This window comes from Mesorhizobium sp. L103C131B0 (assembly GCF_000502275.1).
Classification (GTDB): Bacteria; Pseudomonadota; Alphaproteobacteria; order Rhizobiales; family Rhizobiaceae; genus Mesorhizobium.
The window spans coordinates 23,106-46,042 of the sequence record NZ_AYXC01000017.1 but is presented as its reverse complement, the minus strand read 5'-3'; the positions used below and the strand labels follow the sequence as shown (position 1 = coordinate 46,042).

At 63.7% G+C, this 22,937-nt stretch carries 19 protein-coding genes and 1 pseudogene; 19 read left to right on the top strand and 1 reads right to left on the bottom strand.

What is annotated here, in order from left to right; all coding sequences use genetic code 11:
- Positions 1 to 960: 960 nt before the first annotated feature.
- Positions 961 to 1,221: a hypothetical protein gene (locus X730_RS1000000167695; RefSeq protein WP_155922504.1), complete on the bottom strand. Its 261-nt coding sequence runs from the start codon at positions 1,219 to 1,221 to the stop codon at positions 961 to 963.
- Between the two features lie 199 nt (positions 1,222 to 1,420).
- Here X730_RS1000000167695 and X730_RS141530 point away from each other — a divergent pair, with 199 nt between their 5' ends.
- The 19 genes and pseudogenes from X730_RS141530 to X730_RS141600 all read left to right on the top strand — a co-directional run bounded on the left by X730_RS141530 (position 1,421) and on the right by X730_RS141600 (position 22,870).
- Positions 1,421 to 2,623, top strand: a complete 1,203-nt coding sequence (locus tag X730_RS141530; protein WP_023827166.1) for a cytochrome P450 — start codon at positions 1,421 to 1,423, stop codon at positions 2,621 to 2,623.
- Between the two features lie 91 nt (positions 2,624 to 2,714).
- Entirely contained in the window at positions 2,715 to 4,004 is a 1,290-nt protein-coding gene (locus tag X730_RS141535) for a cytochrome P450 (protein ID WP_031197221.1), read from the top strand.
- A pseudogene (locus X730_RS1000000169250) lies at positions 3,988 to 4,131 on the top strand (ferredoxin); the annotation flags it as partial. The gene X730_RS141535 and the pseudogene X730_RS1000000169250, both read left to right, overlap by 17 nt.
- 168 nt (positions 4,132 to 4,299) lie before the next feature.
- The gene (locus tag X730_RS0134390) at positions 4,300 to 5,142 is read left to right on the top strand and encodes an SDR family oxidoreductase (protein ID WP_023715666.1); all 843 of its coding nucleotides are present in this window, start codon (positions 4,300 to 4,302) and stop codon (positions 5,140 to 5,142) included.
- Entirely contained in the window at positions 5,142 to 6,485 is a 1,344-nt protein-coding gene (locus tag X730_RS141540; RefSeq protein ID WP_023827163.1) for a cytochrome P450, read from the top strand. Before X730_RS0134390 ends, X730_RS141540 begins: the two co-directional genes overlap by 1 nt.
- A gap of 130 nt (positions 6,486 to 6,615) precedes the next feature.
- Positions 6,616 to 7,605: a polyprenyl synthetase family protein gene (locus X730_RS141545; RefSeq protein WP_031197220.1), complete on the top strand. Its 990-nt coding sequence runs from the start codon at positions 6,616 to 6,618 to the stop codon at positions 7,603 to 7,605.
- Positions 7,606 to 7,752: 147 nt separating this feature from the next.
- The gene (locus X730_RS141550; RefSeq protein WP_023827161.1) at positions 7,753 to 9,303 is read left to right on the top strand and encodes a hypothetical protein; all 1,551 of its coding nucleotides are present in this window, start codon (positions 7,753 to 7,755) and stop codon (positions 9,301 to 9,303) included.
- Positions 9,300 to 10,202, top strand: a complete 903-nt coding sequence (locus X730_RS141555; RefSeq protein ID WP_023827160.1) for a hypothetical protein — start codon at positions 9,300 to 9,302, stop codon at positions 10,200 to 10,202. The genes X730_RS141550 and X730_RS141555 overlap by 4 nt, the downstream gene beginning before the upstream one ends.
- Before the next feature lie 85 nt (positions 10,203 to 10,287).
- The gene (gene fni, locus X730_RS141560) at positions 10,288 to 11,337 is read left to right on the top strand and encodes a type 2 isopentenyl-diphosphate Delta-isomerase (protein ID WP_031197217.1); all 1,050 of its coding nucleotides are present in this window, start codon (positions 10,288 to 10,290) and stop codon (positions 11,335 to 11,337) included.
- A gap of 643 nt (positions 11,338 to 11,980) precedes the next feature.
- Positions 11,981 to 12,307 (top strand): helix-turn-helix transcriptional regulator, encoded by a 327-nt coding sequence (locus X730_RS1000000166605; RefSeq protein ID WP_081731633.1) that lies wholly within the window; start codon positions 11,981 to 11,983, stop codon positions 12,305 to 12,307.
- Entirely contained in the window at positions 12,282 to 13,538 is a 1,257-nt protein-coding gene (locus X730_RS141565) for a HipA domain-containing protein (RefSeq protein WP_031197215.1), read from the top strand. Before X730_RS1000000166605 ends, X730_RS141565 begins: the two co-directional genes overlap by 26 nt.
- A gap of 459 nt (positions 13,539 to 13,997) precedes the next feature.
- A complete protein-coding gene (gene nifH, locus X730_RS141570) occupies positions 13,998 to 14,891 on the top strand; it encodes a nitrogenase iron protein (protein WP_023712801.1) in 894 nt (297 codons plus the stop codon).
- A 98-nt stretch (positions 14,892 to 14,989) separates the two neighbouring features.
- Positions 14,990 to 16,492 carry a nitrogenase molybdenum-iron protein alpha chain gene (nifD, locus tag X730_RS141575; protein WP_023827157.1) on the top strand — a complete coding sequence of 501 codons (1,503 nt, stop codon included), beginning with the start codon at positions 14,990 to 14,992 and terminating at the stop codon, positions 16,490 to 16,492.
- A gap of 125 nt (positions 16,493 to 16,617) precedes the next feature.
- Entirely contained in the window at positions 16,618 to 18,159 is a 1,542-nt protein-coding gene (gene nifK / locus X730_RS141580) for a nitrogenase molybdenum-iron protein subunit beta (protein ID WP_023827156.1), read from the top strand.
- Positions 18,160 to 18,214: 55 nt separating this feature from the next.
- Positions 18,215 to 19,705 (top strand): nitrogenase iron-molybdenum cofactor biosynthesis protein NifE, encoded by a 1,491-nt coding sequence (gene nifE / locus X730_RS141585; RefSeq protein ID WP_023827155.1) that lies wholly within the window; start codon positions 18,215 to 18,217, stop codon positions 19,703 to 19,705.
- A gap of 9 nt (positions 19,706 to 19,714) precedes the next feature.
- The gene (gene nifN, locus X730_RS141590) at positions 19,715 to 21,097 is read left to right on the top strand and encodes a nitrogenase iron-molybdenum cofactor biosynthesis protein NifN (RefSeq protein ID WP_023827154.1); all 1,383 of its coding nucleotides are present in this window, start codon (positions 19,715 to 19,717) and stop codon (positions 21,095 to 21,097) included.
- Positions 21,063 to 21,560: a nitrogen fixation protein NifX gene (gene nifX, locus X730_RS0134385; protein WP_031197212.1), complete on the top strand. Its 498-nt coding sequence runs from the start codon at positions 21,063 to 21,065 to the stop codon at positions 21,558 to 21,560. Before nifN ends, nifX begins: the two co-directional genes overlap by 35 nt.
- 17 nt (positions 21,561 to 21,577) lie before the next feature.
- The gene (locus X730_RS141595; RefSeq protein ID WP_023827152.1) at positions 21,578 to 22,057 is read left to right on the top strand and encodes a NifX-associated nitrogen fixation protein; all 480 of its coding nucleotides are present in this window, start codon (positions 21,578 to 21,580) and stop codon (positions 22,055 to 22,057) included.
- Between the two features lie 27 nt (positions 22,058 to 22,084).
- Entirely contained in the window at positions 22,085 to 22,870 is a 786-nt protein-coding gene (locus X730_RS141600; RefSeq protein WP_023827151.1) for a response regulator transcription factor, read from the top strand.
- The last annotated feature ends 67 nt before the right edge of the window (positions 22,871 to 22,937 follow it).

The window sequence follows — 22,937 nt, the reverse complement described above, 5'->3', positions numbered from 1 at the left end:
CACTAGCGATAGTGCGTTTGGAAAAGGGATAGCGGCCGGAAGGAGCCAATATCGCAAAGCATGTGGGGGCCTGAAATGTCACTTCACGCAACAGACCCGCTTCACTGGATTCCACGTCACTGGACTGGTTCAGCATGTTGTGGATATGTGGCAGTGACCCGCCGGCTTTGGCTTGGGTGACGACCCTTTGACAAGGCTTTTCGGCACTCAGATGCTGAACAGAACCGGCAACCCGCATTTGCGTGCGCTGCCCGTGTTGGCGTGCCGGCATCGGACCAGCCATGCGCAAAGCGGCCATCCAGAACGGACTTCCGGAGGAGACGATGCCCCGATGTTCAGCTGCAAGGGGCACCGTCTCCTCAGGCCACGGTCTGGAGCTTCGCGTGTCGGGCATGGTGCAAGTCGCTTTCATCGTGATTTGATGGTGCTCTAACCAGGAGCAGCAAGCGGCGTGCCATTTGGAATAGAGGGGCTGTTGGACCGCCCCTCCTTCTCGGAGGCCGTGTCTTAGAAGATCGGGCGCGCGCTATAACCGCCTCGTCACACAGGCAACAACGATGCTGTATGGTGCGGATATTCGGCGCTTCAGCCCCGGCTGGGCAAAGACGAACCGGAAGCCGAGCCGATGCATTACCTGAGCCTGGAGGGCACTCCAGTCATTGCGTAACGTGTGGCGCTAGCGTTCATTGGTGCGCCGGCACGGCTATCGCGAACATGCGCCTGTCGCAGCGACCATGAGCGGGCGCTCTTGGGCAAGCGCCTTGGCCCCGTGAGGATCGAATTCCCCAATCGTGTCTGTTCGCCGCCTCTTATGTTCGAAACTGGACCAGAATGTCGCAAGCCCGACCTAAAGGTCGCCGAGGCGTTCTGTCCGACACTTTTCCGTCGCCTTTGTTGGCCCGCGACACCGGCCTATTTCGCCTAGCTCTTCTCTGGCCTCAGGCTAAGCCCCTAAAAGCATCACAGATTTTTTTCTTCGGTTGGCCAAATTGGCACGAGTTTTGAAGCCGCTTCGTTGCGGGCCGGGAGCCGCCGACCGACTTTCATTTCGTGGATGGCACGAATGGAACGAAGAAAGAAAAGCAAAATGTCAAATCCGCGTCGGATAGCGTCTATGGGCATGGGGTCCTCGGCGAAACCGCCCTTACCCAACAGCTCGCCGCTCTTGTCGACCCTTGCGCAGGAAATCTTGGCCGGCGGCGAGTCAAAGGCCCACCACACCGACTTTATCCTGACCTCGAAGGTACAGGATAACGTTCTGCATCTCGCCGCGCGTTTGCCTAGGCAGTTAAGCGTTAGCCGATCCTGATAATCGGTCTGCCTTCCGACGACGTCGTCTACATGCCGTCTTAGGTCTTCTCTACCGCAGCGCCCGCCGGTCACCTTCCGCCCTTCCATCGCTATAGAGTGAAGTGCCAGCATGTCCGAACAACCTTTGCCGACGCTGCCGATGTGGCGCGTCGATCACATTGAGCCCTCGCCTGAGATGTTGGCGCTACGGGCCAACGGTCCGATCCACCGCGTGCGCTTCCCGTCCGGGCACGAAGGCTGGTGGGTGACAGGCTATGACGAGGCCCGGGCGGTGTTGTCCGACGCGGCGTTCCGGCCCGCGGGAATGCCGCCGGCGGCATTCACCCCGGATTCGGTGATTCTCGGTTCGCCAGGATGGCTGGTCTCGCACGAGGGGGGCGAGCATACGCGGTTACGCACGATCGTGGCGTCGGCCTTCAGCAACGGCAGGGTGAAGCTGCTCGCGCAGCAGGTCGAGGCGATCGCCGCGCAGTTGCTCGAGACGCTGGCGGCCCAGCCCCAGCCCGCCGATCTGCGGCGCCACCTCTCCTTTCCGCTTCCCGCCATGGTCATTGGCGCGCTGATGGGCGTGCTCTACGAGGATCACGCCTTTTTCGCCGGGCTGTCCGACGAGGTGATGACGCACCAGCATGAAAGCGGCCCGCGAAGCGCGTCGCGCTTGGCCTGGGAAGAACTCCGCGCCTACATTCGCGGCAAGATGCGGGACAAGCGCCAGGATCCGGGCGACAACGTGCTGACGGATCTGCTCGCGGCGGTCGACCAGGGCAAGGCGACCGAGGAAGAGGCGATCGGCCTGGCGGCGGGCATGCTGGTGGCGGGGCACGAGAGCACCGTGGCGCAGATCGAATTCGGCCTGCTGGCCATGTTCCGCCATCCGCAACAGCGCGAACGCCTGGTCGGCGATCCATCCCTGGTGGACAAGGCGGTAGAGGAAATCCTGCGCATGTACCCGCCGGGCGCCGGCTGGGACGGCATCATGCGCTATCCGAGGACCGACGTGACCATCGCGGGCGTGCATGTTCCCGCGGAGAGCAAGGTGCTGGTCGGCCTGCCGGCGACGTCATTCGATCCGCGCCATTTCGACGACCCGGAAATCTTCGACATCGGACGTGACGAAAACCCGCACCTGGCGTTCTCCTACGGGCCCCACAACTGCGTCGGCTTGGCGCTGGCCAGGCTGGAACTCAAGGCGGTGTTCGGTTCGATCTTCCAGCGCTTTCCCGCGCTGCGCCTGGCCGTGGCGCCCGAAGAACTGAAGTTGCGCAAGGAGATCATCACTGGCGGGTTCGAGGAGTTCCCGGTGCTCTGGTGATGCGCGGACGCCACCAGGAATCCCGATGTTCTCGAGTTGCCGGCGCGACTGCCGCGCGCCGACCAGATCAGCCAGCCAACAGGTGACCAAGATGGACGTGCAAGAAACCATGGCATCATGCCGGGACGCCTTCGCCGAACTGGCGTCGCCAGGGTGCATTCAGGACCCGTACCCATTCATGCGGTGGTTGCGCGAGCACGATCCGGTACATCGCGCGGCGTCGGGCCTCTTTCTGTTGAGCCGTCACGCCGACATCTACTGGGCGCTCAAGGCCACGGGCGATGCTTTTCGGGGACCGGCGCCGGGCGAACTGGCGCGCTATTTCCCGCGTGCGGCGACCAGCCTGTCGCTAAGTTTGCTGGCGTCCACTTTAGCGATGAAGGAACCACCAACGCATACGCGTCTGCGCCGGCTGATCTCGCGCGATTTCACCATCGGCCAGATCGACAACCTGAGGCCGACCATCGCTCACATTGTCGCAGCGCGCCTGGACGGCATGGCGCCCGCGCTGGAGCGCGGGGATGCGGTGGACCTGCATCGGGAATTCGCGCTGGCCTTGCCCATGCTGGTTTTCGGCGAACTGTTCGGCATGCCCCGGGACGACATGTTCGGGCTCGTCGCCGGCATCAGCGCCATTCTGGAAGGCCTGAGCCCGCACGCCAGCGATCCCCAACTCGCCGCGGGCGACGCGGCCAGCGCCAGGGTGCAGGCCTACTTCGGCGACCTCATACAGCGCAAGCGCACCGATTCCAGCCACGACATCGTGTCAATGCTGGTCGGCGCACACGACGGCGATGCCGAGATACTGTCGGATGCGGAATTGATCAGCATGCTGTGGGGCATGCTGCTGGGCGGCTTCGCCACCACTGCCGCGGCCATCGGCCATGCGGTCCTGGCGATGCTGGCGTATCCCGAACAGCGGCATTGGCTGAAGGGAGATGCCGTGGGGGTGAAGGCATTCGTCGAAGAAGCTCTGCGCTACGACGCGCCCGCGATGTTCAGCTCCATTCCGCGTATCGCCCAGCGCGACATCGAACTGGGCGGCGTGGTGATCCCGAAGAACGCTGACGTGCGCGTGCTGATCGCGGCCGGCAATCGCGACCCGGACGCCTTCGCCGATCCCGATCGCTTCGATCCCGTGCGGTTCTACGGCGCCAGTCCTGGCATGTCGATCGACGGGAAGATCATGCTGACCTTCGGCCATGGGATCCACTTCTGCCTTGGTGCGCAACTGGCCCGGGTGCAGTTGGCCGAGAGCCTGCCGCGGATCCAGGCGCGCTTCCCCACGCTGGCATTGGCCGAGCAGCCGACCCGGGAGCCCTCCGCGTTCCTTAGGACATTCCGCGCGCTGCCGGTACGGCTGCATGGGCAGGAGGGCTGAGATGCGCGTCGTGGTCGATCAGGATCTGTGCGGAACGACCGGGCAGTGCGTGCTGACGCTGCCGGGCACCTTTCGCCAGCGCGAACCGGACGGCGTGGCCGAAGTGTGCGTGGCGACGGTCCCGCAGGTGCTGCACGCCGCCGTGCGGCTTGCGGCCAACCAGTGCCCGGTCGCCGCCATTCGTGTCATCGAAAGCGACGCTGGCCATGACGAGCGCGCCAGCGCCGACCCTGCGCCCTCTCCGGTGGAGGCCGAGCGGCATGCTGCGAAAGACCAATGCAATTCAGGAGACACGATGGGACGGTTTGAAGGCAAGGTGGCCGTGGTGACCGGCGCCGGCGCCGGCATCGGCAAGGCATGCGCTCTCGCCATCGCGCGCGGGGGCGGCAGAGTGGTGGTGGCCGACATTGATGGCTCGGCGGCCATCGCCTGCACTGCGCAGATCGCGGCCGAAGCAGGCCACGCGCTGCCCATAGCCATGGATATCGCTGATGAGCAGGCGGTGGCAGCGCTGTTCGAGACGGCGGAGCGGCACTTCGGGGGGGTCGACCTGCTGGTGAACAATGCGAGCGCCGTGCATCTGACCCCGCGCGACCGCGCCATCCTCGAGCTGGACCTGGCGGTATGGGACCAGACCATGGCGACCAATCTGCGCGGCACGCTGCTCTGCTGCCGGCAGGCCATCCCACGGATGATCGCCCGCGGCGGTGGCGCGATCGTCAACATGTCGTCGTGCCAGGGGCTCAGCGGTGACACGGCGCAGACGTCCTACGCCGCGTCGAAGGCAGCGATTAACATGCTGTCGGCCTCGCTCGCCACCCAGTACGGTCACTCTCAGATCCGCTGCAACGCGGTTGCGCCGGGTCTTATCATGACCGAGCGTCTCCTCGCCAAGCTGGACGAGTGCATGCAACGCCATCTGCGTCGGCACCAGCTCCTGCCGCGCGTCGGCCGTCCCGAGGACGTTGCCGCGCTGGTGGCGTTCCTGCTCTCCGACGATGCTGCGTTCATCACCGGCCAGGTCGTGTGCATCGATGGCGGCATGCTGGCGCATGTGCCGACATACGCCGACGGTGGCAACAGCTGCGCCGCGCGCCCTGCCGGCGACACCGGATCGGCGGCGGCGGCGCGCTGCTGATGGACATGCTGCTCAACCCACTCAACCGTCGGCACCGGCTGCGATGCGACATCCCGGTCATGCCTGGCGCTTTCCCCCTGGTCGGGCATCTTCCTGCCATTGTCTGCGACCTGCCGCGCCTGCTGGAGCGCGCAGAACGGACGCTGGGCAGCCACTTCTGGCTGGATTTCGGCCCTGCCGGACATCTGATGACCTGTGTGGATCCGGACGCATTCTCTCTGCTCAAGCACAAGGACGTGTCCTCGGCGCTGATCGAAGAGATCGCGCCCGAATTGCTTGGCGGAACGTTGGTTGCCCTGGACGGCGGCGCGCACCGGCAGGCGCGCGATGCCATCAAGGCAGCGTTCTTGCCCAAGGGGCTGACCCAGGCCGGGATCGGCGACCTGTTCGCGCCGGTCATCCAGGCGCGGGTGCAGGCGTGGCGCGCCCGCGGCGAGGTAACTATCCTGCGCGAGACCGGCGACCTGATGCTGAAGCTCATCTTCAGCCTCATGGGAATCCCCGCGCAGGACCTGCCGGGATGGCATCGCAAGTACCGGCAATTGCTGCAGTTGATCATCGCGCCACCGGTCGACCTGCCCGGATTGCCTTTGCGGCGCGGCCGCTCCGCCCGCGACTGGATCGACGCGCAGTTGCGCCGGTTCGTCCGCGATGCGCGCGCGCATGCCGCGCGCACCGGGTTCATCAACGACATGGTGAGCGCTTTTGACAGCAGCGACGGTCCGCTCTCCGATGACGTCCTGGTCGCGAACATTCGCTTGCTGCTGCTTGCCGGTCACGACACCACTGCCTCGACGATGGCCTGGATCGTGATCGAGCTGGCGAGGCAGCCTGTGCTGTGGGACGCCCTGGTCGAGGAGGCGCAACGCGTGGGCGCGGTGCCGACCCGGCACGCGGACCTGGCGCAGTGTCCGGTCGCCGAGGCCCTGTTCCGCGAGACACTGCGCCTGCATCCGGCGACCACGCTCCTGCCGCGTCGCGCGCTGCAGGAATTGCAACTCGGCCAACGGCGTATTCCCGCGGGCACCCACCTATGCATCCCGCTGCTGCATTTCTCGACCTCGGCGCTGCTGCACGAGGCGCCTGATCAGTTCCGCCTGGCGCGGTGGCTGCTACGCACAGAACCGGTCCGGCCCGTGGACATGCTGCAGTTCGGTACCGGCCCACACGTCTGCATCGGCTACCACCTGGTATGGCTGGAAATGGTGCAGTTCTGCATCGCCTTGGCGCTGACCATGCACAAGGCCGGGGTGCGGCCGCAGTTGCTGAGCGACGTCGAAAAAGGCCGGCGCTATTACCCGACCGCACATCCGTCCATGGCAATCCGCATAGGCTTCTCATGAGCTGGCGTCGCACGCCCTGTGTAGCAAGGCAGCGGCGCCGGCGGGGCGCGGCATTGCTGCACTCAGCGCACGCACTCGTGTGACGACTTGCGCTCGCCGTGGCCGTCTCAGCTACAAGGACATGAACAACATGCAAACCGGTTCCACTCCACGCGACCGAACTGGCGTTTCCGCATTCGGCGGGTTGGGCGCGCCGGCGCGCGGCGCATCTGGCGGGCTGCTCCCGGAGATCTGGATGCAGGACGGCGCAAAGCGGGTCGAACAGGCGCTGGCGCGTCTGCTCTGCGCCGAAGACGACGGTAAGACAGAGCTGATGGCAGCCATGCGCTACGCCACCGTGCATGGCGGGAAGCGCACCAGAGCCTTGCTCTGTCTGGCTGCCGGCGCACTGGCGGGCACGCCGGCGCACATGCTCGACGACGTCGGTGCCGCCATCGAGATGATGCACGCCTGTACCCTGGTCCACGACGACCTGCCCGCGATGGACGACGACGTGCTTCGCCGCGGCCTTCCGACCGTGCACGTAAAGTTCGGCGAAGCCACTGCGATCCTGGTCGGCGATGCGCTGCAGGCCCACGCCTTCCTGACCCTGGCGAGCCTGGATGCGCCGGGCGACAATCGTATCGCGCTCGTGCGTGAACTGGCGCAGGCGGTGTCCGCCGAGGGTGCCGCAGGCGGGCAGGCCATGGATTTGTCGCTGGTCGGAAAGCACGCCGGGCTGGACAGGATCCTGGCGATGCACCGGATGAAAACCGGAGCGCTAGTGCGCGCGTCGGTTCGCATGGGCGCGCTATACTCCGTCGCGGAGGATGCCGCGCACACTACGCTGTACAGTGCACTCGATCGCTACACCGCCTGTTATGGCCTGGCGTTGCAGGTGGCCGACGACATTCTCGACGCGACGGCGGATACCGCGACTCTTGGCAAGACCCCCGGCAAGGACGCGGCGGCGCAGAAGCCGACCTGCGCGTCAATCATGGGGCTGCAGGCAGCGCGCCAGTTCGCGCTGTTTTTGTTGCACGACGCCGGGGAGGCCATCGCCCCTCTGGGGCCGCGTGCGGAAGGGTTGGCTCAGATGCTGCAGCGGGCCAACGTCTATCTGTCCGCGCCATACGCATGAGCGCGCCCATCCGTGAGGACTCGCCCCTGTGCTGGTGCGATCGGCCGGGCGGGCGCTGCATGCTGCACTGTGTCCGTGTCGGCGGCGACGTGCGCGGCGTCTGCCCGTTTCTGTTCTCGTTAGCCCTCTGCAGAAGGAACATCCCGCGTGAACGCGCTGTCCGAACAGATCCTTTCCGAATTGCGCCACCTGCTGAACGAGATGAGCGACGGCGGCAGCGTCGGCCCGTCCATCTACGACACGGCGCGAGCTCTGCAGTTCCACGGCAACGTCACCGGTCGGCAGGACGCGTACACGTGGCTCATCGCGCAGCAACAGGCCGATGGCGGATGGGGAAGTGCGGACTTCCCGCTGTTTCGCCATGCGCCCACTTGGGCGGCGTTGCTGGCATTGCAGCGTGCCGATCCTCTTCCCGGCGCTGCCGACGCAGTCCAGGCTGCAATCCGGTTCCTCGAGCGCCAGCCCGATCCCTTCGCCTATGCGGTGCCGGAAGACGCGCCCATCGGCGCGGAGCTGATCCTGCCACAGTTGTGCGACGAGGCCGCATCGTTGCTGGGCGGCTTGGCGTTTCCGCGCCACCCGGCGCTGTTGCCGTTGCGGCAAGCACGCCTGGTCAAGCTGGGGGCTGTGGCGACGTTGCCGAGCGGCCATCCGTTGCTGCACTCCTGGGAAGCCTGGGGGACGTCGCCAGCCACCGCATGCCCGGACGACGACGGCAGCATCGGCATCAGTCCAGCGGCCACCGCCGCCTGGCGTGCCCACGCCGTGACACAGGGGAACACGCCGCAGGTCGGGCGCGCCGACGGGTATCTGCAGGCGGCATCGCGGGCGACGCGCAGCGGCATCGAAGGTGTCGTTCCCAACGTCTGGCCGATCAATGTGTTCGAGCCATGCTGGTCGCTGTACACCTTGCATCTGGCCGGTCTGTTCGCGCATCCCGCTTTCGCCGAGGCGGTGCAAGTGATCATCGCGCAGCTCGACGCCCGCCTCGGAGCGCGCGGTCTGGGCCCGGCCTTGCACTTCGCGGCCGATGCGGACGACACCGCCGTTGCGTTGTGCGTCCTTCGCCTTGCAGGCCGCGACCCGGCGGTCGACGCGTTGCGCCATTTCGCAACCGGCGAGCTCTTCGTCACCTTCCCCGGCGAGCGCAATGCCTCAGTGTCGACCAACATCCATGCCCTGCATGCGTTGCGAATTTTGGGAAAGCCCGCCGCCGGCACCAGCGCCTACGTCGAGGCCAATCGCAACCCGCACGGTCTATGGGACAACGAAAAATGGCACGTTTCCTGGCTGTATCCAACCGCGCATGCGGTCGCTGCGCTGGCGCAAGGCAAGCCCCAGTGGCGCGACGAGCGCGCGCTGGCAGCGCTGCTGCAGGCGCAGCGCGACGAGGGCGGCTGGGGCGCCGGTCGCGCGTCCTCATTCGAGGAAACCGCCTATGCGCTGTTCGCGTTGCACGTGATGGACGGGAGCGAAGAGCCGGCAGGGCGTCGGCGCATCGCGCAGGCGGTGGCGGGTGCGCTGAAGTGGATGCTCGCTCGCCACGCGGCGCATGTATTGCCCCAGACGCCGCTGTGGATCGGCAAGGAACTGTATTGCCCCACCCGGGTGGTGCGGGTGGCCGAACTCGCCGGGTTGTGGCTGGCGCTTCGTTGGGGGCGGCACGTCTCGGCCGAGGGAGCAGGAGCGGGGCCATGATCCCGACCGATCGCGCCCTGCAGCACGTGCTGGATTGGGGGCGTTCCCTGACCGGGTTCGCCGACGAGCATGGCGTGGAAGCAGTCCGGGGCGGCCAGTACATCCTGCAGCGCATCCATCCGAGCCTGCGCGACACCAGCACCCGCACCGGCCGCGATCCGCTGGACGAGACGCTCATCGTGGCCTTCTATCGCGAACTGGCGCTGCTGTTCTGGCTCGACGATTGCAACGACCTTGACCTGATCGCGCCGGAGCAGCTCGCCGCGGTGGAGCAGGCGCTGGGGCAAGGCGTGCCGTGCGCGCTTTCCGGATTCGAGGGCTGTGCTGTGCTGCGCGCTTCGCTGGCCGCGCTCGCCTACGATCGTCGCGACTATGCTCAGCTTCTCGACGATACCCGGTGCTACTGCGCGGCGCTGCGCGCCGGACACGCGCAGGCGGCAGGGGCGGAACGCTGGTCCTACGCCGAGTACCTGCACAACGGCATCGATTCGATCGCCTACACGAACGTGTTCTGTTGCCTGTCGTTGCTGTGGGGGCTGGACATGGCGACCTTGCGCGCGCGTCCGGGGTTTCGCCAGGTCCTGCGGCTCATCTCCGCGATAGGGCGCTTGCAGAACGATCTGCATGGACGCGAAAAGGATAGGTCGGCCGGCGAGGGAGACAACGCGGCGATCCTGCTGCTGCAGCGCTATCCGGCCATGCCTGTCGTGGAGTTCCTCAAGGACGAGCTGGCCGGCCACACACGCATGCTGCACCGGGTGATGGCGCAAGAACGCTTTCCCCCGCCGTGGGGACCGCTGATCGAAGCCATGGCGGCCATCCGCGTGCAGTACTACCAGACCTCAAACAGTCGCTACCGCAGCGACGCTGCAGGCGGAGGCCAGCGTGCGCCGGCCTGAACGCGGGGGAAACGGCGGCGTGCGCGCGCTGCCGTCGGTCCGACCCGACGCAACGCCGTCGCCCGATGCGGCGGAAGGAGCGAGCATCGGCGACGCCAAGTTGAGCCGGCGCAAGGACGACCACCTGGACATCGTGCTGGATCGGCGAATGGCGTCGGGCAAGGCCGGCGGCGGCTGGGAGTACATTCGATTCGAACACTGCGCATTGCCCGAGTTGGACCTGACGCAGATCGACCTCAGCGCCTCGCTGCTGGGCAAGACCATGCGCGCGCCGCTGCTGATCAGCTCCATGACCGGCGGCATGCCACGCGCCGAGGCCATTAACCGCCATCTGAGCGAGGCAGCGCAAGCCTTGGGGATCGCCATGTGCGTCGGTTCGCAGCGCGTGAGCCTACAATCCCGCAACTCCCAGGGGCTGACGCGCGCGCTGCGCCGCCTGGCCCCAGACGTTCCCCTGCTGGCCAATATCGGCGCCGCGCAACTGCGCGAGGCTGACGGCCTGGACCTCGCGCGCCGAACGGTGGATGCACTGGAGGCCGATGGACTCATCGTCCATCTCAATCCGCTGCAGGAAGCGGTACAGCCGGAGGGCGACCGCGACTGGCGCGGCGTCCTGGCGCAGATCGCTCGCGCCGCACGCAGTGTCGGCGTGCCGATCGTGGCCAAGGAAGTGGGGTCGGGCCTGTCCGCCTCGGTGGCCTGTGCGCTCGTCGAGGCGGGGGTGGCGGTGATCGATGTCGCCGGCGCCGGCGGCACCAACTGGGCCGCGGTGGAGGGCGAGCGCGCCCGCGATGCCGCCGACCGCGCAGTGGCAATGGCGTTCGCCGATTGGGGGATTCCGACCCCGGCCTGCGTGCAGGCGGCCCGTCGGGCGCTGCCAGCGGTGAAGCTGATCGCGTCGGGCGGGATCAGCGACGGCGTCGACGTGGCGAAGGCTATCCGCTTGGGCGCGGACATCGCCGGGCAGGCGGCTGGCGTGCTGCGCGCGGCTACGGTATCCACCGAGGCGGTTGTCGCGCATTTCGAGATCGTCATCCGCCAGTTGGCCGTCGCCTGCTTCTGCACCGGCTCGGCTGATCTGGTGGCGTTGCGTCAGGCGCGCTTGTTGCCCTCGGCGCACCTGCCCGCCGGTTGATCCCGGCGTCGCGCCGTGGCGGCGGGCGCCTAGTCTTATGAGTCAGAAAGTCTCGGATGCGGGGGGAATCGCGCTGGTCGCGGATTTGTTAGGGTGCTGCTTCGTGATCAGGGAGGCGCCCCGCCATGCTCGACGGACAGCCGAGAGCAACGGGTATTCGACGGCTATGTCGATGCTTGATACAGGATGATCGGTCACGCGAACCGCGCTGAGCCCCTGAAAGGGTCGGAACACCAGGTGCGGCGGGAGACCGGCAGGGAGTACATGGTATAAAGCCATTGCAACAGGAGTGGCGATCCACATTGACCTCAGTCAGCGCGGCCGNCGGCAGGGAGTACATGGTATAAAGCCATTGCAACAGGAGTGGCGATCCACATTGACCTCAGTCAGCGCGGCCGGCTGTATGAACGAGAAGAGACGAGCGATTTCAGCTGCCGGACCGCCTTGATTTACATTCCGATAGTTTCGGAGGGCTGATCGGGCGTCAGTTTCGGACGGCGTTCACCGTCGGGCGGTGATTGATCTGTTTACGTATGATAAGGCTGATGATGATACGCGAACAGATCATAACGTGTTGACTCGATCACTGGATAAGATACTCTGCCATATCATCTAGCGTTGGAATGGATCGTTTACGTATCACATGGGCCCTCAATCGGAAACTCTACGCGAAATTGGTGGGCTTTTCAGGCAGGCGAGGCTGGCCGCTGCGATGACGCAGGAGCAGGTCGCTGATTTGGCGGGTATATCCCGTCCCCGATATCGCGACATCGAAAAGGGAGCCGCAGCCGCGCGTGCAACGACGCTCATGAATATCGCTCGCGCGCTCGGCCTGGAAATGATGCTGGTTCCGCAAGCCATGGTGCCGGCTGTCCAGGCTCTATTGCGTCCGCATGATGATGACGATCGACCCGCCTTTGTTTCTCAACCTGACGATGACGATCATGGCTCCAGTCTTTCGCGCACCTAAGACGATCCCGTCGCTGGACGTGCTCTTGAACGCAGTGAAGGTCGGCACACTCGTCAGGACGCCGGGCGATTTCAATGCATTCAACTTCGATGAGGCCTACCGCGCGACGGGCGGCTTTCCGGTTCTCAGCCTGTCGTTCCGGGCAGCGACGGGAGGATTGCGGAAAGATCCGAAGCCTGTGGCAAGCGCCTTGCCCGCTTTCTTCGCGAACCTCCTGCCGGAGGAGAAATTGCGCGAGGCGATGGAAAGGCACCACGAAGGCAATGTGCGGCCAGGCAATGATTTCGACCTTTTAGCGGCGCTGGGCGCCGATCTGCCGGGAGCCGTACGGGCGTTGCCCAGTGACGGCGCGATAGCGGTTTCACAGGACGCTTCAAAGGATCAGCCCAAGGCACGGTTCTCGCTTGCCGGCGTGCAGATGAAGCTGTCGGTCATGAAGAACATTGGAAAAGGCGGCGGCCTTACCTTGCCAATGGACGGCGAGCAGGGCCGGTACATTGCCAAGTTCCGTGCGACGGCCTTTCCGGGCGTTTCCGAGAACGAATTCGCCAACCTCGCGCTGGCAGCAGCAATCGGCATGGAGGTTCCTGAATGCGAACTGGTCGAGAAGTCCGATTTCGAGGGCGTTCCCGAAGAATTCAACACGCTGTCTGACGGCAAGGTCCTTCTCGTCAAACGCTTCGATCGCGGCGCCGGTGGCGAGAGGATACACATCGAGGATTTCGCTCAGGTCTTCGGTGTCTACCCGTCGCGCAAATATGAGGGGGCTGCTTATCACGACATAGCCTTGGCTCTTGGTGTCGCCGTCTCGCCTACGGCGGCTCTCGAATTCGTCCGCCGCCTGGCACTGACCGTCATCACCGGCAATGGCGACATGCACCTGAAGAACTGGTCGTTGATCTATCCGGGTAACGGCGACAAGCCGGCGCTTGCACCAATCTACGACGTCCTGTCCACCGTGCCATATATTCCCGCCGACGCCATGGCGCTGTCGCTTGGAGGAGAGCGCTCGTTCAAGGCGCTGGCAGCACCGCGATGGAAAGCATTTGCGAACCGTGCACGGCTTCCGGAGCCAGCAGTCCTGAAGGCAGTGGTCGAGACGGTCAAACTCGTCAACGAGTACTGGTGGCGTCTGCCTGAGCGCGACGTTGTCGCAGCGAAAGTGCTCGAGCGGATCGACGGACATGTGAAGGCGATGACGCCGATACTGAACTCCTGCGCCGAGAAGTAAACCGAGTCCCTCGGGTTGATATAGCGGAACTATTCGCCCGTGCCCCGGATTAGTGGCCGTGGATCGGTGGTATGCTAGGATCGCGCGCAAAGTCGGCGGAGTGTCCACTTGGACACGCGTTGAGCAAGCACGTCAGCTCGCGAGCACAGAAGAGTTCGCAGCATCCCGCAGAGGGTCGAGATGCTGTTCGTCGGATGGGGTTCAACCGAATGCGGTGACTGAGGATCGCGATCCGACGCTTTGTGTCGCCAATGTCGCGTCCGCTACACGGGCTGTTCCGACGATCCTTTCTTGGAACTCAAGCTAAACCCTTGAAAAGCAAACATGAAATTATTCTTCGGTTGGATCAGCCAAATTGGCATGAGTCTTGAGATCCTTAGGTGCGAGGCGGCTAGAGCTGCCCGACCGGCATTCATGTCGCGGCAGCCGCGATGGATGGAACGAAGGAAGGAAAGCTACATGTCAGGTTTGCGTCAGATCGCCTTTTACGGCAAGGGCGGCATCGGCAAGTCCACCACCTCCCAAAATACGCTCGCCGCCCTTGTCGACCTCGGGCAGAGAATCCTCATCGTCGGCTGCGACCCCAAAGCCGACTCCACCCGCCTGATCCTGAACGCGAAGGCGCAGGATACGGTCCTGCATCTCGCGGCAGAGGAAGGTTCGGTGGAAGACCTGGAACTCGCTGACGTGCTCAAGGTCGGCTACAAAGGCATCAAATGCGTCGAGTCGGGCGGACCCGAGCCAGGTGTCGGCTGCGCCGGCCGCGGCGTGATCACCTCGATCAACTTCCTCGAGGAGAACGGCGCCTACGACGACGTCGACTATGTCTCCTACGACGTGCTCGGGGATGTGGTGTGTGGCGGTTTCGCGATGCCGATCCGCGAGAACAAGGCCCAGGAAATCTATATCGTCATGTCCGGCGAGATGATGGCGCTCTATGCCGCCAACAACATCGCCAAGGGTATCCTGAAATACGCCCATTCGGGCGGCGTGCGGCTCGGCGGCCTGATCTGCAACGAGCGCCAAACCGACCGCGAACTCGACCTCGCCGAGGCGCTTGCTTCCAGGCTCAATTCCAAACTTATCCACTTCGTGCCGCGCGACAACATCGTCCAGCACGCCGAGCTCAGGAAGATGTCTGTGATCCAGTATGCGCCGGACTCCAAGCAGGCCGGCGAATACAGGGCGCTGGCCGAGAAGATCCATGGGAATTCGGGCCAGGGCACCATCCCGACCCCGATCACCATGGAGGAGCTCGAGGACATGCTGCTCGACTTCGGCATCATGAAGACGGACGAGCAGATGCTTGCCGAGCTTCAGGTCAAGGAAACGGCTAAGGCGGCCGCACAGTAGCGACCGCTGCCGACATGAGGCGCCGCCTGATCTGGTGCGTCTTTCAAAGAACGGCGCCTCGTCGGTGAGGCGTCACCCTGAACCTTGAAAGGGGTCCCATGAGCCTGGAATACGAGAATGACGGTGGCCTCCATGCGAGGCTTATCGAGGAAGTGCTGTCGCAATATCTTGATAAGGCGGCGAAGCGCCGCAAAAAGCACCTCAGCGTCGCAAAAAGCGGCGACGAGGCTGGCGAGGAAAGCGAGGTCCTTTCCGAATGCGAGGTCAAATCGAACATCAAGTCCATCCCCGGCGTGATGACAATTCGCGGCTGCGCCTATGCCGGCTCGAAAGGCGTGGTGTGGGGTCCAGTCAAGGATATGGTCCATATCTCGCACGGCCCGGTCGGATGCGGGCAATATTCCTGGTCTCAGCGCCGCAACTACTACGTCGGCACGACCGGCATCGACACGTTCGTCACCATGCAGTTCACCTCCGATTTCCAGGAGAAGGATATTGTTTTCGGCGGCGACAAGAAGCTCGAACGGATCATCGACGAGATCGAGGAACTCTTTCCGCTGAACAAGGGCATGACTGTGCAATCCGAATGCCCGATCGGCTTGATTGGCGACGACACCGAAGCTGTGTCCCGCAACAAGGCCAAGCAGCACGAAAAGACAATCGTGCCGGTGCGCTGCGAGGGCTTCCGCGGCGTCTCGCAATCCCTCGGCCACCACATCGCCAACGACGCGATCCGCGACTGGGTGTTCGAGAAGAAGGACCTCGAGTTCGAGGCCGGCCCGTACGATGTCAATGTGGTCGGCGACTACAATATCGGCGGCGACGCCTGGGCTTCGCGCATCCTGCTCGAAGAGATGGGTCTGCGCGTGGTCGGCAACTGGTCGGGCGACGCTACCCTGGTCGAAATAGAGCGAGCGCCAAAGGCGAAACTCAATCTCATCCATTGCTATAGGTCGATGAACTACATCTGCCGGCACATGGAGGAAAAGTATGGCATCGCCTGGATGGAGTACAATTTCTTCGGCCCCTCCCAGACTGAAGCCTCTCTGCGCAAGATAGCCAAGCACTTCGGGCCGGAAATCGAGGCCAAGGCCGAGGCGGTCATCGCCAAATACCGGCCCTTGGTCGACGCCATAATCGCCAAGTACCGGCCGCGCCTCGAAGGCAGGACGGTGATGCTCTATGTCGGCGGGCTGCGCCCCCGTCACGTCGTCACGGCATATGAGGACCTGGGCATGGTGATCGTCGGCACTGGCTACGAATTTGGCCATAACGACGACTATCAGCGCACCGGCCACTACGTGAAGAAGGGCACCCTGATCTATGACGACGTGACTGGTTACGAGCTGGAGAAGTTCATCGAAGGGATCCGTCCCGATCTCGTTGGCTCCGGCATCAAAGAGAAGTACCCGGTCCAGAAGATGGGCATACCGTTCCGTCAAATGCATTCCTGGGATTATTCCGGCCCGTATCACGGCTACGACGGCTTCGCCATCTTCGCCCGAGACATGGACCTGGCCATCAACAACCCGGTCTGGAACCTCTACGACGCTCCCTGGAAGAAAAAAGCCGAGCCGTCGGCGGCGATCGCAGCCGAATGAAACCTTGGCCTCCCGGAAGCCGGGAGGCAGTGAACGCCTGTGGCCACTTGTCCGCGGGAGACCTGAAACGTTTCGACGTCCCTGTGCCGCCCTATGGCGGGCCAGATGGAAAGAGGTAACCACCCATGCCGCAGTCGGCTGAAAAAGTTCTCGACCACGCGCCCCTGTTCCGGGAGCCGGAATACAGGCAGATGCTTGCCGAGAAGAGGCTGAATTTCGAATGTCCGCACCCGGACCAGGTCGTCACCGACCAACGCGAATTCACCAAGACGTGGGAATACCGCGAAAAGAACCTTGCTCGCGAAGCGCTTCTCGTGAACCCCGCCAAGGCCTGCCAGCCGCTCGGTGCGGTGTTCGCGGCCGCAGGTTTCGAGCGAACCATGTCCTTCGTCCACGGCAGCCAGGGCTGCGTGGCCTATTACCGCTCGCACCTGTCACGCCATTTCAAGGAGCCTGCTTCGGCGGTTTCCTCCTCGATGACCGAGGACGCGGCAGTGTTCGGCGGCCTGAAGAACATGGTCGACGGGCTCGCCAACACGTACCAACTTTACGACCCGAAGATGATCGCCGTCTCGACCACTTGTATGGCGGAGGTCATTGGCGATGACCTGCACAGCTTCATCGAGAACGCCAAGGACGAAGGCTCGGTCCCGCGCGACTTCGACGTGCCCTTCGCCCACACGCCGGCCTTTGTCGGCAGCCATGTCGACGGCTATGACGTTGCGGTCAAGGGCATTCTGGAGCATTTCTGGAAAGGCGAGGAGCGAACGGAAGCCGAGGGGACCATCAACGTCATTCCGGGTTTCGACGGGTTCTGTGTCGGCAACAACCGGGAACTCAAGCGCCTGCTCGACCTAATAGGCGTGTCCTATACTTTCATCCAAGACGCCTCTGACCAGTTCGACACGCCGTCCGACGGCGAATACCGCATGTATGACGGCGGCACGAGGATCGAAGAGGTGAGGAAGGCACTCAACGCCGAGGCGACGCTGTCGCTGCAGCATTACAACACCCGAAAAACACTGGAGTATTGCGAGGGGGTAGGGCAGGCGACTGCCTCGTTCCATTACCCGCTCGGAGTCCAGGCGACCGACGACTTCCTGATGGAGGTCTCCGCAATTTCCGGCAAGCAAATCCCCGAGGCAATCCGCCTGGAGCGCGGCCGACTTGTTGACGCCATGGCGGACAGCCAATCCTGGCTGCACGGGAAGAAATACGCCATCTACGGCGATCCGGACTTTGTCTATGCCATGGCCCGCTTCATCATGGAGACGGGCGGCGAGCCGACCCATTGCCTCGCCACCAACGGCACCTCGGCGTGGCACGCGGAGTTGAAGGAGCTGCTTGCATCATCGCCCTTCGGTAAGGGTGCTCAAGTCTGGGCGGGCAAGGATCTGTGGGCGTTGCGCTCGCTGCTCTTCACCGAGCCGGTGGACCTGCTGATCGGCAACTCCTATGGCAAGTATCTGGAGCGCGACACCGGCACGCCGCTGATCCGGCTGACGTTTCCGATCTTCGACCGCCACCATCACCATCGGTTTGCCCTTATGGGCTACCAAGGCGGGTTGCGCGTCCTGACGACGATCCTCGACAAGATCTTCGACAAGCTCGATCGCGAGACAAGCCAGACGGGCGTGACGGACTATTCGTATGACCTCACCCGCTAAGCGTGACGGTCGACTTGGCCGGTCGTCTTCCCGAGGGACTTTGGAGACCAACGCAATGTCCTCGCTCAGAGCCAAAATCCAGGATGTCTTCAACGAGCCCGCCTGCGAGCAGAACCGCGGCAAGGATGCCAAGGCGCGCAAGGAGGGCTGTTCGAAGCCACTGACCCCCGGGGCGGCGGCCGGCGGCTGTGCCTTCGATGGCGCCAAGATTGTGCTGCAGCCGATCACCGACGCCGCACACCTGGTCCATGGGCCGCTCGCCTGCGAGGGCAATTCCTGGGACAACCGCGGTGCGGCTTCGTCCGGGCCAACCCTGTGGCGCACAAGCTTCACGACCGACCTCACCGAACTCGATGTTGTGATGGGGCAGGGCGAGCGGAAGCTTTTCAAAGCGATTCGCGAGATCAAGGAAGCGTATGGATCGCCGGCGATCTTCGTCTATCCGACCTGCGTGACGGCGCTGATCGGCGACGACATCGAGGCTGTCTGCAAGCGCACGGCGGCAAAGTTCGGCTTGGCCGTTGTGCCGGTCAATGCGCCGGGCTTCGTCGGCTCCAAGAATCTCGGCAACAAGCTTGCCGGCGAGGCGTTGCTCGAGCATGTCATCGGCACGCTCGAGCCCGACGATGCCGGCCCTTACGACATCAACATTCTTGGCGAATTCAACCTCTCGGGCGAATTCTGGCTGGTGAAGCCGCTGCTGGATCGGCTCGGGATCCGGGTGCGCGCCTGCATTCCGGGTGACGCACGTTACGCCGACATTGCCGGCGCGCACCGCGCCCGGGCGGCTATGATGGTGTGCTCGACCGCGCTCATCAATCTCGCCCGCAAGATGGAGCAGCGCTGGGGCATCCCGTTTTTCGAGGGCTCCTTCTACGGCATCACCGACACCTCGGAAGCGCTCCGACAGATCTCCCAGCTGCTGGTGAAGAAGGGTGCCGATCCGGAGATCCTCGGCCGCACCGAGGCGTTGATTGCAGAGGAGGAGGCGATCGCTTGGAAGAAGCTCGCCGCCTACCGGCCGAGGCTCGAAGGCAAGCGCGTGCTGCTCAACACCGGCGGTGTGAAGTCCTGGTCGGTCGTCCATGCGCTGATGGAGATCGGCATCGAGATCGTCGGCACCTCTGTCAAGAAGTCGACCCTCGAAGACAAGGAACGCATCAAGCAGATCCTCAAGGACGACAACCACATGTTCGAGCAGATGGCGGCGCGCGAGCTTTACGCCATGCTCTCGGAACACAAGGCCGATATCATGCTGTCGGGCGGGCGCACGCAGTTCATCGCCCTGAAGGCCAAGACACCTTGGCTCGATATCAACCAGGAGCGCCAACATCCTTACGCCGGCTATCACGGCATGGTGGAACTCGTACGCCAGATCGACCTCGCTATTCATAACCCGATCTGGCGCCAGGTGCGGGAACCGGCACCATGGGATTGCCAGCCTGCGGTGAGGCAGGAACTGCCGCGCACGAAAAGCGAGACCGCGACCTTGGATGTTGTCCAGGAATTCGCAGGCACGACGGCCGGCAATTTCGGCGAGCGTTGAGGAAGGCAGATGGTCCGCATTCTTCCCCAGACCAAAGCGGCGGCGGTCAATCCGCTGAAGTCATCGCAGCCATTGGGTGCCGCCTTGGCCTTTCTTGGCGTCGACGGCGCGATGCCATTGTTCCACGGCAGCCAGGGGTGCACCAGCTTCGCCCTCGTGCTCTTCGTGCGACATTTCAAGGAAGCCATCCCCTTGCAGACGACGGCGATGGACGAGGTGGCGACGATTCTCGGCGGGGCAGACCATCTGGAAGAGGCGGTCCTCAACCTCAAGGCCCGCGCAAAGCCAACGCTGATCGGGGTCTGCACGACGGCGCTGGTGGAAACCCGGGGCGAAGACTGCGCAGGAGATATTGCCAATATCAGGCTGAAGCGCACGGAAGAACTCGCGGGTACGGAGGTGGTGCTAGCCAACACACCGGATTTCGACGGCGCGATCGAAGAGGGCTGGGCCAAGGCTGTCAGCGCGATGATCGAAAGGATTACGCGTCCCGGCGAGCAGGCGCGGCAGTCGAAGAAGATCGTGATCCTGCCTGGCTGGAACCTCACTGTGGCTGATATCGAGCATTTGCGTGAGATGGTTGAAAGCTTTGGACTGAAGCCGGTGATTCTGCCGGACGTCTCCGGCTCGCTGGACGGTACGGTGCCCGACCGCTGGGTCACGCCCACCTATGGCGGCACCAGCGTCGAGGATATCCGCGAGCTAGGCACGGCCGAGCGATGCATTGTCATCGGTGAGCATATGCGCCGCCCGGCCGAGGTGCTGCAGAGGTTGACCGGGGTTTCTTACGTGCTGTTCCGGTCGTTGACTGGATTGAGGGACGCCGACCGGTTCGTCTCGCTGTTGTCGGAAGTTTCGGGCGCGGCGGCGCCGGCTGGGGTGCGCCGTCGGCGGGCGCAGTTGCAGGACGCTTTGCTCGACGGACATTTCCACTTTGGAGGTAAGAAAATTGCGATCGCTGCTGAACCAGACCAACTCTACCAACTCGCGAGCTTCTTCATCGGCATGGGCTCCGAAATCGCGGCGGCGGTCACAACGGCCGCTATGTCGAAAATTCTGGAGGAAGTGCCGGCGCAGTCGGTTCAAATCGGGGATCTCGGCGATTTGGAAGCGCTTGGCGCCGGCGCTGATCTTCTCGTTACTCATTCCCACGGCCGCCAGGCGGCGCAGCGCCTCGGCATTCCGCTCATGCGGGTCGGCTTCCCGATCTTCGACCGGCTCGGGGCCCAACACAAGCTCACAATCCTCTACCAAGGGACCCGCGACCTGATCTTCGAGGTCGCCAACATTTTCGAAGCCAACCGGCGCGCGCCGACGCCTGAGGCGCTTGATCCACTCCGTAAGCGGGAAATGCCACATGAGCTCCGTCCGTCGCCTCTCGCTCGTCACTGACGAGGTTCACGCACCGACGCCGGAACGTCAGGCCGGCGCATTGCGCGTAGCGATCGCCACGCACGACATGAAGAACCTCAACGCCCATTTCGGGTCGGCCAGGCGCTTTGCTGTCTACGAAGTGATGCGCGAGGAGTGGAATCTCGTGGAAGCCGTGGTCTTCGATGATGTTTCCGACGAGAGCGGGAAGCACCGAACTGAGGGCGACGACCGCATCACCCCGAAGGTGGAGGCGCTAAAGGGCTGTCATCTCCTGTTTTGTCGGGCGATCGGCGGACCTTCGGCAGCCAAACTTGTTTCCGCAAAGATCCATCCGATCAAATTGCCGCAGCCCCAGACCATCCAAGAGGTGCTGTTGCGCACGCAGATGATGCTCAGGACGTGTCCTCCCCCTTGGCTGCGCAAGGTGCTGGCGCAGGCGGGTGTCGCTGAACAGAAACCGTCCTTCGAGGACGAAAGCTGAAATGAGGAGTGGGCGAAATGTTTGAAGCCGCTGTTAGCCCTGCCGCCACCGAGGACGAGGCGGCCCTTGCCACGCCGTTCGTCAAATGCCTCGTGCGGCTGATGCGTGCCAATGATTCCCACGGGTCATGGGAAGGCAAATCGGACGCCGAACTGCTGGGCGACTTCATCATCACCAGGGAACAGCGTCGTGCAATTCCAATCATCGGCGATCCCGATCCGGACGTGCTGTGGAGGCTCGATAAGTTCTACACCGCCGTCGGGCTTGCGATTGAGGAACGCTCCGGCCTGATGGCATCGCCGATCATGGAGATAAGCCATGAGGGCTTCGGGCGCGTGCTCTTCACGGCCGGGCGACTGGTCGTTCTGTCCAAGACCCTGCGCGACGTCCATCGGTTCGGCTTCGAGACGTTCTGGAAACTCGCCGCGGCCGGTACCCAACTGGCCGGCGATGCAACCGCAGCCATCGAGGCTTATCCCGAGGTGGCGCGGGCGTGATGGAACCGATTTTCGATCGAGGAGATCATGTCAGGCCTTGAGGACATGCGATGGCCAGCCCTCTCAATCGAGGCGGTCGAGGCCGATATGGTTCTTGGGGTAGCGCTGACGAAGCCAGTGGTCCTGATCTGTTCGCAAGATGCGGAGCTGTATCTGTTCCTCAGCCACATTCTGGGGGTGGACGGCTTCACGAGTGAGCCGGCAGGAGGCGTGAAGGAAGCACTTGCATTGGCCGACCAACGGGAGCTCCAGGCCGTAGTCCTGGACTGCGGGCCAGCAAGCGCGACGGGCTCCACAATCTGCGCCCGGTTCAAAGGGGAGCCCCGGACCGGCCGCCTGCCCGTCATTGCGTTGATCGCGCCCGGCGCCGAGAACCAGCACCTCGATCTCCTGAAGGCAGGTATTGACGAGAGCTTTGTGCGGCCCTTCGCGCCGGCCAAGCTGCTTGACTGTCTACGCACGAAGCTGGCGCTGCCACAGCCGGGTTCAAACGGGATAAAAAACGGCAGCTGGCTCAGTTGCGGCAGCCTTGAGATGAAGCTCGATGCCCACCGCGTTCGAGGTAATGGCCACGACATCCATCTCGGACCTCTCGAATTCAACCTGCTGCGGCAATTTCTTGAGGCTCCCGGCAAGGTCTTCAGCCGAGACGAACTGATCGACGCGGCCTGGCCGGACAACATACATATCGGTGAACGCACGGTCGACGTCCATATCAGCCGGATCAGAAAGGCGCTGAAGGCGGCCTCGCCAGGCAGCGTCATTCGTACCGTCAGGTCTGCCGGGTACTCGCTCGAGAAGCCGGACGACTGATTAGCAAACGGACGGTGTGCCACTCTCCGTCTTTGTTGTGCTGAAGGCAATTCTTGCGGTTCGAAAC

Coding starts and splice junctions, on each gene's coding strand:
- X730_RS141530 (WP_023827166.1), top strand. CDS start 1,421: ATGTCCGAACAACCTTTGCCGACGCTGCCGATGTGGCGCGTCGATCAC.
- X730_RS141535 (WP_031197221.1), top strand. CDS start 2,715: ATGGACGTGCAAGAAACCATGGCATCATGCCGGGACGCCTTCGCCGAA.
- X730_RS0134390 (WP_023715666.1), top strand. CDS start 4,300: ATGGGACGGTTTGAAGGCAAGGTGGCCGTGGTGACCGGCGCCGGCGCC.
- X730_RS141540 (WP_023827163.1), top strand. CDS start 5,142: ATGGACATGCTGCTCAACCCACTCAACCGTCGGCACCGGCTGCGATGC.
- X730_RS141545 (WP_031197220.1), top strand. CDS start 6,616: ATGCAAACCGGTTCCACTCCACGCGACCGAACTGGCGTTTCCGCATTC.
- X730_RS141555 (WP_023827160.1), top strand. CDS start 9,300: ATGATCCCGACCGATCGCGCCCTGCAGCACGTGCTGGATTGGGGGCGT.
- X730_RS1000000166605 (WP_081731633.1), top strand. CDS start 11,981: ATGGGCCCTCAATCGGAAACTCTACGCGAAATTGGTGGGCTTTTCAGG.
- X730_RS141565 (WP_031197215.1), top strand. CDS start 12,282: ATGGCTCCAGTCTTTCGCGCACCTAAGACGATCCCGTCGCTGGACGTG.
- nifH (WP_023712801.1), top strand. CDS start 13,998: ATGTCAGGTTTGCGTCAGATCGCCTTTTACGGCAAGGGCGGCATCGGC.
- nifD (WP_023827157.1), top strand. CDS start 14,990: ATGAGCCTGGAATACGAGAATGACGGTGGCCTCCATGCGAGGCTTATC.
- nifK (WP_023827156.1), top strand. CDS start 16,618: ATGCCGCAGTCGGCTGAAAAAGTTCTCGACCACGCGCCCCTGTTCCGG.
- nifE (WP_023827155.1), top strand. CDS start 18,215: ATGTCCTCGCTCAGAGCCAAAATCCAGGATGTCTTCAACGAGCCCGCC.
- nifN (WP_023827154.1), top strand. CDS start 19,715: ATGGTCCGCATTCTTCCCCAGACCAAAGCGGCGGCGGTCAATCCGCTG.
- nifX (WP_031197212.1), top strand. CDS start 21,063: ATGAGCTCCGTCCGTCGCCTCTCGCTCGTCACTGACGAGGTTCACGCA.
- X730_RS141595 (WP_023827152.1), top strand. CDS start 21,578: ATGTTTGAAGCCGCTGTTAGCCCTGCCGCCACCGAGGACGAGGCGGCC.
- X730_RS141600 (WP_023827151.1), top strand. CDS start 22,085: ATGTCAGGCCTTGAGGACATGCGATGGCCAGCCCTCTCAATCGAGGCG.